7 protein-coding genes, 1 rRNA gene and 1 riboswitch are annotated in these 10,387 nt (G+C 33.9%); of the genes, 2 read left to right on the top strand and 6 right to left on the bottom strand.

Annotated features, from left to right (window positions below):
- Positions 1-591 (bottom strand): 16S ribosomal RNA (locus KSU54_RS07100); the annotation flags it as partial.
- A gap of 304 nt (positions 592-895) precedes the next feature.
- Positions 896-1,348: a D-aminoacyl-tRNA deacylase gene (gene dtd / locus KSU54_RS07095; RefSeq protein WP_003534383.1), complete on the bottom strand. Its 453-nt coding sequence runs from the start codon at positions 1,346-1,348 to the stop codon at positions 896-898.
- Positions 1,349-1,424: 76 nt separating this feature from the next.
- On the opposite strand from dtd, the gene KSU54_RS07090 reads away from it, so the two are divergent.
- Entirely contained in the window at positions 1,425-2,690 is a 1,266-nt protein-coding gene (locus tag KSU54_RS07090; protein ID WP_008792712.1) for a replication-associated recombination protein A, read from the top strand.
- Between the two features lie 37 nt (positions 2,691-2,727).
- Positions 2,728-2,835: riboswitch (TPP riboswitch) on the top strand.
- A 67-nt stretch (positions 2,836-2,902) separates the two neighbouring features.
- Positions 2,903-4,210: a phosphomethylpyrimidine synthase ThiC gene (thiC, locus tag KSU54_RS07085; RefSeq protein ID WP_008792713.1), complete on the top strand. Its 1,308-nt coding sequence runs from the start codon at positions 2,903-2,905 to the stop codon at positions 4,208-4,210.
- 26 nt (positions 4,211-4,236) lie between these two features.
- Here the strand turns inward: thiC and KSU54_RS07080 are convergent, their stop codons facing one another.
- From KSU54_RS07080 to mutS, 4 genes are all read right to left on the bottom strand, one after another.
- Positions 4,237-4,965: a helix-turn-helix domain-containing protein gene (locus KSU54_RS07080; RefSeq protein WP_117792043.1), complete on the bottom strand. Its 729-nt coding sequence runs from the start codon at positions 4,963-4,965 to the stop codon at positions 4,237-4,239.
- 111 nt (positions 4,966-5,076) lie between these two features.
- Positions 5,077-5,988: a tRNA (adenosine(37)-N6)-dimethylallyltransferase MiaA gene (gene miaA / locus KSU54_RS07075; RefSeq protein WP_003534387.1), complete on the bottom strand. Its 912-nt coding sequence runs from the start codon at positions 5,986-5,988 to the stop codon at positions 5,077-5,079.
- On the bottom strand, positions 5,988-7,820 hold the full coding sequence (gene mutL / locus KSU54_RS07070) for a DNA mismatch repair endonuclease MutL (protein WP_117792042.1): 1,833 nt from the start codon (positions 7,818-7,820) through the stop codon (positions 5,988-5,990). The genes miaA and mutL overlap by 1 nt, the downstream gene beginning before the upstream one ends.
- A 9-nt stretch (positions 7,821-7,829) precedes the next feature.
- Positions 7,830-10,340: a DNA mismatch repair protein MutS gene (gene mutS, locus KSU54_RS07065; RefSeq protein WP_008792716.1), complete on the bottom strand. Its 2,511-nt coding sequence runs from the start codon at positions 10,338-10,340 to the stop codon at positions 7,830-7,832.
- Between the last annotated feature and the right edge of the window lie 47 nt (positions 10,341-10,387).

Genomic DNA, 10,387 nt, shown 5'->3' with positions numbered 1-10,387 from the left:
CCCTTGCTGCCGCCTGCTCCCTCTTTACGCCCAATAATTCCGGATAACGCTTGCCACCTACGTATTACCGCGGCTGCTGGCACGTAGTTAGCCGTGGCTTTCTAATAAAGTACCGTCACTCGGCTACCATTTCCTGTAGCCGCCGTTCTTCCTTTATAACAGAAGTTTACAATCCGAAAACCTTCTTCCTTCACGCGGCGTTGCTCGGTCAGGGTTTCCCCCATTGCCGAAAATTCCCTACTGCTGCCTCCCGTAGGAGTCTGGGCCGTGTCTCAGTCCCAGTGTGGCCGGTCACCCTCTCAGGTCGGCTACGCATCGTCGCCTTGGTGGGCCGTTACCCCGCCAACCAGCTAATGCGCCATAAGTCCATCCTCTACCAGTGCTTTGAGGCACTTTTAATACGGTCACCATGCAGTGTCCGTACCTATGCGGTCTTAGCTATCGTTTCCAATAGTTATCCCCCTGTCTAGGGCAGGTTACTTATGTATTACTCACCCGTTCGCCACTCGAGCACAAGTGCTCGCGTTCGACTTGCATGTATTAGGCACGCCGCCAGCGTTCATCCTGAGCCAGGATCAAACTCTCCATTGTTTATTTAAACAACTCTTCGTTTGTTTAGCTCTTTTTTCTTTTTTATCCTTCTGGATATTGACGTGTGTTTCTTAATTCTGTTTAGTTTTCAATGATCTCTCCGGCTTCTTTTGCCGACTTGAATATCTTACACTCTTTTCGCTTTTTAGTCAATCTTTTTTTTAACTTTTTTTGCTTTTTCTCTCCGGTCCTTACGTCCCTTTCCTCGAGTGCCTATTTAATTTACCATATCCCTTTTGTCTTGTAAAGCCTTTTTTGTCTTTTTTTGTAAAAAAATATAAAATCAATAAGTTTACTCAATTTGTTAATAAAATAACTCATTACTATCTAAGATAATTGTCACTGGCCCATCATTAATCAATGATACCTCCATCATTGCTCCAAATACTCCTCGTTCCACATTAATTCCCTTTTCTTCTAACTTTTTATTAAAAAAATCATAAAGCGGACTAGAAATATCTGGTTTAGCAGCATCGATAAAACTTGGTCTTCGTCCTTTTTTACAATTAGCATATAATGTGAACTGTGAAATTGATAAAACACTTCCTCCTACATCTAATAAAGATAGATTTAATTTATCATTTTCATCTTCAAATATTCTCAAATTCACTAATTTATCAACCATCTTTTCAACTAATAACTCGTCATCGCCATTAGTTATCCCAACTAAAACCATATATCCTTTATCAATAGCTCCTACAATTTCTCCTTCAATCTTAACACTACTTTGACTAACTTTCTGTACAACTAATCTCATTTTAATCCACCTATCTTTCAATCTTTAAAAATGTTATAATTATTATAACTGATTTTAAAAACGAAAGGAAGATAATATGTCATCAACCCTTGCCAATAGAATGCGACCTCAAAATTTAAAAGATATAATCGGACAACAACATTTAGTTGGACCAAATGCTATTTTAACTAAATTTGTTCAAAAAAGTCATCCATTTTCAATTATTTTATACGGTAGCCCCGGCTGTGGCAAAACAACAATTGCAATGGCCCTTGCAAATGATCTTGACATTCCATATCGCATCTTCAACGCTTCAACCGGAAATAAAAAAGAAATGGATGCAATTATTGAAGAAGCTAAGTTAAGTGGTAGTCTTTTTGTAATCATTGATGAAGTTCATCGACTTAATAAAGCGCGCCAAGATGATCTTCTTTCACACATGGAAAGTGGATTATTAATAGTCGCTGGATGTACTACAGCAAACCCATTTCATTCAATTAATCCAGCGATTCGTTCTCGTTGTCATATTCTTGAAGTTAGACCTTTAACTGTTGATGAAATTGTAGCTGGTTTAAATAAGGCAATGACTTCACCAAATGGTTTAAACAGCAAATATACGATTGAAAAAGAAGCATTGCATAGTATTGCAAAATTATGTAGTGGCGATATTCGCTATGGTTATAACTGTTTAGAAATTTGTACAATTGTTTGTGAAAATAATCATATTACTCAAGCTGATTTGAAAACTGCTGCTATTAAAACTAATGTTGTCTATGATAAAGACGAAGATAATTACTACGATACATTAAGTGGTTTGCAAAAATCAATCCGTGGTAGTGATCCTAATGGTGCTATGTATTATTTTGCTAAACTGATTGAATCAAAAGATATTGAATCTTTAGAACGGCGACTTATCACAACTGCTTATGAAGATATTGGTTTAGCCAATCCAAATGCGTGTATGCGTACGGTAATTGCTATGCAAGCCGCTAAAACAATCGGTTTTCCAGAAGCTCGAATTCCTATTGCTAGTGCAATTATCGATTTATGTTTATCACCAAAATCAAAATCTAGTGAAAATGCAATTGATGCTGCGTTAACTTCACTAAATGAACGTTCTTTAAAAACCCCTTCTTACTTACGTCTTACGCCGGTTGGTTTAGAAGATGATGAAAAGTATGATTATAGTCGGCCAGAATTGTGGGAATATATTCAGTATCTTCCAAAAGAACTAGGAAATACACAGTTCTATGTACCATGGATGACCAGTAATTATGAAAAAGCTTTAGCTGAGAATTATCGAAGAATTTTGAAACACGGGCGTACCAGTGATATAAAAAAACTAAATCAACAAAATAAGTAATAAAAATTGACATTTGCGTGCAGTAAAGGTAGACTTATTTATATAGAAAGGGAGCTCGTATGCGGGCTGAGAGGAAGTAATCTAACTTCGACCTGTATAACCTGATTTGGGTAATGCCAACGTAGGGATCTAGCCACTATTTTTGTTTATGTTCGGTTTGAACCTATTTTGGTCCAAACCTTTTTCTATACAAAAAAGAATGGAGATAAAAAATGAATTACACAACACAAATGAATGCAGCAAAAAAGGGAATCATTACTCCTGAAATGAAAATTGTTGCGGCTAAAGAGAAAATGAATATTGAAGAATTGAAGACACTAATAGCCCAAGGAAAAGTTGTTATCCCAGCCAATAAGTATCATACCTGTATTAATGTAAATGGGATTGGTTCAATGCTTAAAACAAAAATTAATGTAAATCTTGGAACTTCTAGAGACTGGAAAGATTTAGATATGGAACTTAAAAAAGCTAATGATGCTGTCAATATGGGAGTTGAATCAATAATGGATTTAAGTTCATATGGCGATACTCAAAAATTCCGTCGCAAATTAACCAAAGAATGTCCCGCAATAATTGGAACAGTGCCAATCTACGATGCTGTAGTTTATTATCATAAGCCCTTAAAAGAAATTACTGCTCGACAATGGATTGATATTGTTGAGATGCATGCTCGCGACGGAGTAGATTTTATGACAATTCATGTAGGAATTAATAAAAATACAGCTCAACGTTTTAAAGAAAATAAGCGTCTTACTAATATCGTTTCCCGAGGCGGTTCAATTATTTTTGCTTGGATGGAAATGACTGGTCAAGAAAATCCTTTTTATGAATACTATGATGAAATCCTTGATATTTGTCAAAAATATGATGTAACAATAAGTTTAGGTGATGCTTGCCGTCCTGGTTCAATCGAAGATGCTGGCGATATAAGTCAAATTGAAGAATTGGTGACTTTGGGAGAACTTACAAAACGTGCATGGCAAAAAGATGTTCAAGTAATTGTTGAGGGTCCAGGTCACATGGCTTTAAATCAAATCGAAGCTAATATAAAAATTCAACAAACCATTTGCCAGGGAGCCCCTTTTTATGTTCTTGGTCCACTAGTTACTGATATTGCCCCAGGTTATGACCATATCACAGCTGCAATTGGCGGTGCATTGGCTGCCGCTAATGGTGCTGCTTTTCTATGTTATGTAACTCCTGCTGAACATCTTCGTCTCCCTGATCTAAATGATGTTAAAGAAGGAATCATCGCATCTAAAATTGCAGCACATGCTGCCGATATTGCGAAAGGTATCAAAGGGGCAAAAGATTTGGACTACCAAATGAGTTGTGCCAGAAAAAATTTAGACTGGGAAAAAATGTTTGAATTAGCCATTGATCCTAAAAAAGCACGTACATACCGCCAACAAGCAAAACCTGAAAAAGAAGATACTTGCAGTATGTGCGGTAATTTCTGTGCTATAAAAAATATGAATCGAATTTTAAATGGAGAAATTGTTAATATTTATGATGAATAAAAAAGTCGTCTGTTTTCAGACGGCTTTTAATATATAAAGAGTAATAAAAATTCAACTATTTTAGCATTTAGATTATGCTGTCGCAAGATAAAATTACTAATCATTTCTAGTGAACAATTAGTGCTAACTAATGTATGGACACCATTTGCAGAACTTCCAATTGCAACATAACCATGAGCCATACCCCCAATTGCGAGTTTGGAGGCAATTGCCATACCTCCAATTGCATAGATTCCTATTGCCATTCCACCTACAGCAAAATAGCCAATACTTAGCCCTCCTAAGCTAATTCCCCCTATAGCAATTCCTGCTAATGTCAATAAACCAATTGCCAGACCGTCAAGACTAAATACACCAAGTGCTAAAGCCCCAAAACTAAAAAGCCCTACCGCAATATTGCCAATTGCAATAATTCCTTTCGCAATTCTAAAACCACGACCTAAATTAATATGAATTAATGGAACATTTCCAATTTTAAATTTACTCTTATATTCATAAGTAAAGAGATGACGCACTACACTTCTCAATTCTTCACGGTCAACTGTAACATAATCATTACTTTCATGTCCAATTAATTCATCTAAAGATATACCAAATAGATCAGCAATTTCAATTATTCGTTCTAATTCAGGTGTAGATTGACCTGATTCCCACTTACTTACCGATTGTCTCGATACTCCTAACCGAAAAGCTAATTCCTCTTGCGACAATCCCTTTTGTTTTCGATATTTATTTAAGTTGTCATTAAACATCATTTATTTCTTCCTCCTGACAACCATGATTATAGTTTTTTTATTCCAAATCACAATAAACTACGGCTAGGCAATCTGTCAACTAACAGTTGCATAAACAATAAAAGGGTATAATTACCCTTCTAATTCACTGATAACTGCATTAATCGTCTCATTAAAATTATTTAGATTCACATTAAACCAAATAACCGGAACTTGATTATTAAACCAAGTATATTGACGCTTTGCATAATTACGAGAATTCTTTTTTATCAACTCCAAAGTTTCATCAAGTGTTTGAGTTCCCTGATAATAAGCAAACCATTCCTTGTACCCGATTGCTTTCATGCTTTGCATTTCACGGGTATAATTCTTTTTCATTAAGCCATCTATTTCTTGAAGCAATCCCTGCTCCATCATCAAATCAACACGTTGATCGATCCGCTGATATAAACTTTCACGTTCTAATGTCAGCCCAATAAATTTAGCATTATAAATTAATTCATGATTTTGTTTGGCAAGTGTTTCACTTTTTTTTATCCCTGTACTTTCATAAATTGCAATTGCTCTTAAGACCCGTTGACGATTATTAGGATGAAGCTCTTTAGCACTTGCTTTATCAATCTCAATTAAATAATTGTATAACTCTTCATTTGAATAATCTTGATACTTCTCAACATATTCTTGATGATTGGTTTGACTTTCACTAAATTCATAATCATAAAGTGCTGCTTTAATATATAATCCTGTACCACCTACAATAATCGGCAATTTACCACGTGATATTATTTCTTTTATTTTTAAACGAACTTCATCTTGAAAATCTTTTACACTATAGCTTTCAGTTGGTTCCTTAACATCAATCAAATGATGAACAATACCTTCCATTTCATCATCTGTTACTTTAGCCGTTCCAATATCCATTGTTTTATATATTTGCATCGAATCACCGCTAATCACTTCGCCATTAAAATGCTTAGCTAGAGCAACGCCCATCCTAGTTTTTCCAACCCCAGTTGGACCAACTACAACAATAACTTTCTCCATTACACGACCCTCTTAAATAACTTTTCAATTTCATAAGTTGAATAATATATAATTGTTGGTCTTCCATGCGGACAAACGTATGGATTATCACAACGCATTAAATTATCAATAATATTTTGCATCCCTTCGGTTGATAAATGTGTATTTGCTTTTAATGAAGCTTTACAACTAAGCGTAGCAATTGCATGATCTTGTAATTTGATGACATCGATTTTATTATCATTTAATAACTGCGTCATCATATCTTCAATAAATACTTGCTCATCAATATTTTGCATCCATAACGGTAATTGCTTTATTACATAACCGCTATTACCAAAAACCTCAAGATTAATTCCAACTTTAGTCAATAAGTCTTTCCTTTCCTCAATAATCAAAAATTCACTTAAAGGATATTCAAGTGTGATCGGTACTAATAAATCCCGCATTGATAGATCAAGATTTTGATATTTTTCCAAAAAATACTCATAATTGATTCTTTCTTGCCCAGCATGCTGATCAACAATATACATTCCTGTTTCATCTTCACAAATTATATATGTACCATGAACCTGTCCTTTAACAAATAACTTCTTTTTCATTAATTTTTCACGTGGCTCAACTTTTGTCTCAATAATTTGTTGATTGGGGATAATGTATTCACTAGTTTCTTCCTTAACAAAAGTAAAATCATCGAAAGATGCGTCTTTAAAAACAACTTCTTGATCATTTTGAGGAAAATCAGCTTCAAATCGTGGTTGCTCTATTGTTTTAATGGGTACTGACTCATAAGTTAAATCAAGACTAGGTTGTTCCAAATTCAAAGGCGCCTTAGTTTTTTTATATTCAGCGGTCGCATCGTAAGTCAAATTAACTTTTGCAAGAGCATCACTAACACCTTGATAAATTAATTCACGTAATTGACTTTCTTTAGAAAAACGTACCTCCAGCTTTGAGGGATGCACATTAACATCTACTAAATAAGGATCTATTTCAATATTAACAATCGCAATTGGATAACGTTTATCAGCTAAATATCGACGATATGCATTATTAATACTATCAACACTCACTTTATTTTTAACTACCCGTGAATTTACCATTGTCACCATATGATTCTTACTAGCACGATTCACATCAATTTTTGAAACATAACCCGTCACATGAAATTCATCATCTTCAAAATCCACTGGAATCATTGCTTTGGCAACATTTAATCCATAAATGTTCGAGATAACTTCCAACAAATTACCATTTCCATTGGTCTTATAAATTGTTCTGCCATTATGAACTAACATAAAAGCAATGTGCGGATGAGATAAAGATAGCCGTTCCAAATATGTTTGAATATTAGCAAACTCAGCATTAGTCGATTTTATATATTTTAATCGAGCTGGGACATTTTGAAATAATTTTTCAACTTTGATATTAGTCCCTTTTTTACTATCACTTTCATTACACTCAACAAAGCGTCCATATTCATAAGTAACAGTTGTCCCTGTTCCTCCTGTACTCGTTTTCAATTCAAAATTACTAATTGAAGCAATCGAAGGAATTGCTTCACCTCTAAACCCTAAAGTTTGAATGCAAAACAAATCTTGATCATCTTTGATTTTACTAGTAGCATGACGTGAAAAACATAGTAAGGCATCTTCTTTGACCATTCCCTCACCATTATCAATTATTTGAATCAAGTTTAATCCACCTTCTTCAATAATCACATCTATCTTCGTACTGTTTGCATCAATACTATTTTCGACTAGTTCTTTAACTACATTTGCCGGTCTTTCAATCACCTCACCAGCAGCGATTTTATTAGCCAATACATCATCTAGCTGTCTTATTTTTTGCAAATATATCACCTACTTTTCATTTAATTTCTTTAATTCAATCAATGTTGATAAAGCATCAATTGGTGAAAGCGCCATTGGATCAATACCTTCTAAATATTTTTCCACTACACTTACGGTTACTGGTGGAGCTTCTTTTAAAGTATCATCGCTTAAATGATGCTCAATATTATTTTCCTCTAAAGCTTCTAATAGTACATTAGCACGATTTAATACTGCATCTGGTAATTTTGCTAATTTAGCAACATTGACACCATAAGATTTATTTGACCGTCCTGGTTTGATACGGTATAAAAAGACAAGATCATCATTTTCAATTGAAGCACTAGCATGGACATTTTTAATTCCAAGATTCTTTTCTTCTAAGAATGTTAATTCATGATAATGAGTTGAAAATAATGTAATACACTTAATCTTTGCAGCGATATACTCGATCATAGCTTGAGCAATTGCCATCCCATCAAAAGTTGCAGTCCCTCGACCTATCTCATCAAAAATAATCAATGAATTTTCTGTTGCAAAGCGTAAAGCATTATTAGCTTCTAACATTTCAACCATAAAAGTTGACTGCCCGGAAATTAAATCATCACTAGCCCCGATTCGAGTAAAAATTTGATCAAAAATTGGAATACAAGCTTCGCTACATGGAACAAAACACCCTATTTGTCCCATCAGTGCAATTAAAGCAATCGTTCGCATATAAGTCGATTTACCACCCATATTAGGTCCCGTAATCAACATCACTGGATTAGCAGCATCAATATTTACATCATTCGAAACATATGTTCCTTGTGCCATAACCCGTTCAATTACGCCATGACGACCATCAACTACTTTAAACACTTTATTATGATTGAAAGTTGGCCGAACATAACTATTCTCACTAGAAATCATTGCTAATGATTGAAAAACATCAATTTTAGCAATAATTTTAGCAACATCCTGAATAGCATGAACATCTTTTTTTATGTAATTTCTAATTTCTGTAAATAATGCATATTCTAGTTTTATCATTTTATCTTGTGCACTAAGTAATTTTGATTCCATCTCTTTTAATTCTGGTGTCACAAAACGTTCAGCATTAGATAAACTTTGTTTACGAGTATAATTAAATTCATCTTTAACTAATGATAGATTTCCTTTAGTCACTTCAATATAATATCCAAAGACACGGTTATATCCTACTTTTAATCCTTTTATTCCTGTTTTATCACGCTCATTTTGCTCAAATTGAGCTAACCACTGTTTACCGTGATCACGGATATAACGAAGTTCATCAAGTTCTTCATTAAATCCTTCCTTGATTAAATTTCCTTCTTTTACAGTTAATGGCGGATTATCAACAATTGCTTGATCAATCAAATTAGTAATGTGACTTAAATCAGTAAAATGATCTGCCAAGGCACTAATTAAAGGTTCATCTAACGATAATAATTGATTTTTTAATTCTGGAACTACTTTTAAGGAACTGCTAATCCACTTTAGATCACGAGCATTAATATTTCCAAAAGCAATTCGTGAAGATAGTCTTTCAAGATCGTAAATATCTTTCAGAATTTCTTTAATACTTTCTCGTTGAATAAAATGATTAGTAAAGATCTCTACGATATCCAAACGTTCTTCTATTTGTTCTTGATTAATTAGAGGTCGTTCGATCCATTGTTTTAACATCCGTGATCCCATTGCTGTTTTAGTTTGATCTAAAAGCCAAAATAGACTTCCATATTTATCATTACTTTTAGCACTACTCGTCAGTTCTAAAGCTTTTTTTGTATAAAGATCCATTGTCACATAATCTTCATTATTAATTTCTTCAATTATCTGTAAATGTTCCAATTCTCTTTTTTGTGTATCTAATAAATAATTAAGCAGTAATGACGCTGTTTTAATTTGTTTTAAATCATTGATTTTGCTAAAAATCTTATCATACTTTTCATTATAATTATCGTGTGCAAATGGTGAAGATAAAATATCATCAAATTCACGTATTTGATTTGGTAAAGTGACAATTTCCTTAACTGCCATTGTTTCTAGCTGATTCAATAATAATTTCTCTTTCTTTTCAATATTGACCACACTAAATTCGCCGGTTGTGATATCACAAAAAGCTAAAGTATAAGTAAAATCAAATTCTTCTAAGGCAGCAATATAATTGTTTTTATTATTTGTCAGAGATTCATCAAAGATAGTTCCTGGAGTAATGATCTGTACCACCCCACGTTCTACGATTCCTCGTTTCCCAGGTTCTGTTAACTGTTCAACAATCGCAACCCGATGTCCATTATCAACTAATTTTTGAATATATCCACTAGCCGAATGGAAAGGTACCCCACACATTGGAACCCGTTCAGGAGCTCCAGCATTTTTCCCTGTTAAAGCAATTTCTAATTCTTTAGAAACCATTATGGCATCGTCAAAGAACATTTCATAGAAATCCCCTAATCTAAACATAACGATTGAATCTTGATTTTCTTCTTTTATTGATAAATATTGCATCATCATTGGACTATATTTTGGTTTCATCAATTAACCTCACTTCTAAAAAATTACTATCACATTATAACACAAGT

The organism is Erysipelatoclostridium sp. MSK.23.31, from assembly GCF_019125875.1.
GTDB lineage: Bacteria > Bacillota_I > Bacilli_A > Erysipelotrichales > Coprobacillaceae > Thomasclavelia > Thomasclavelia ramosa.
Note: the sequence above shows the minus strand (reverse complement) of the source record. Positions and strands in the feature narration are given on the sequence as shown.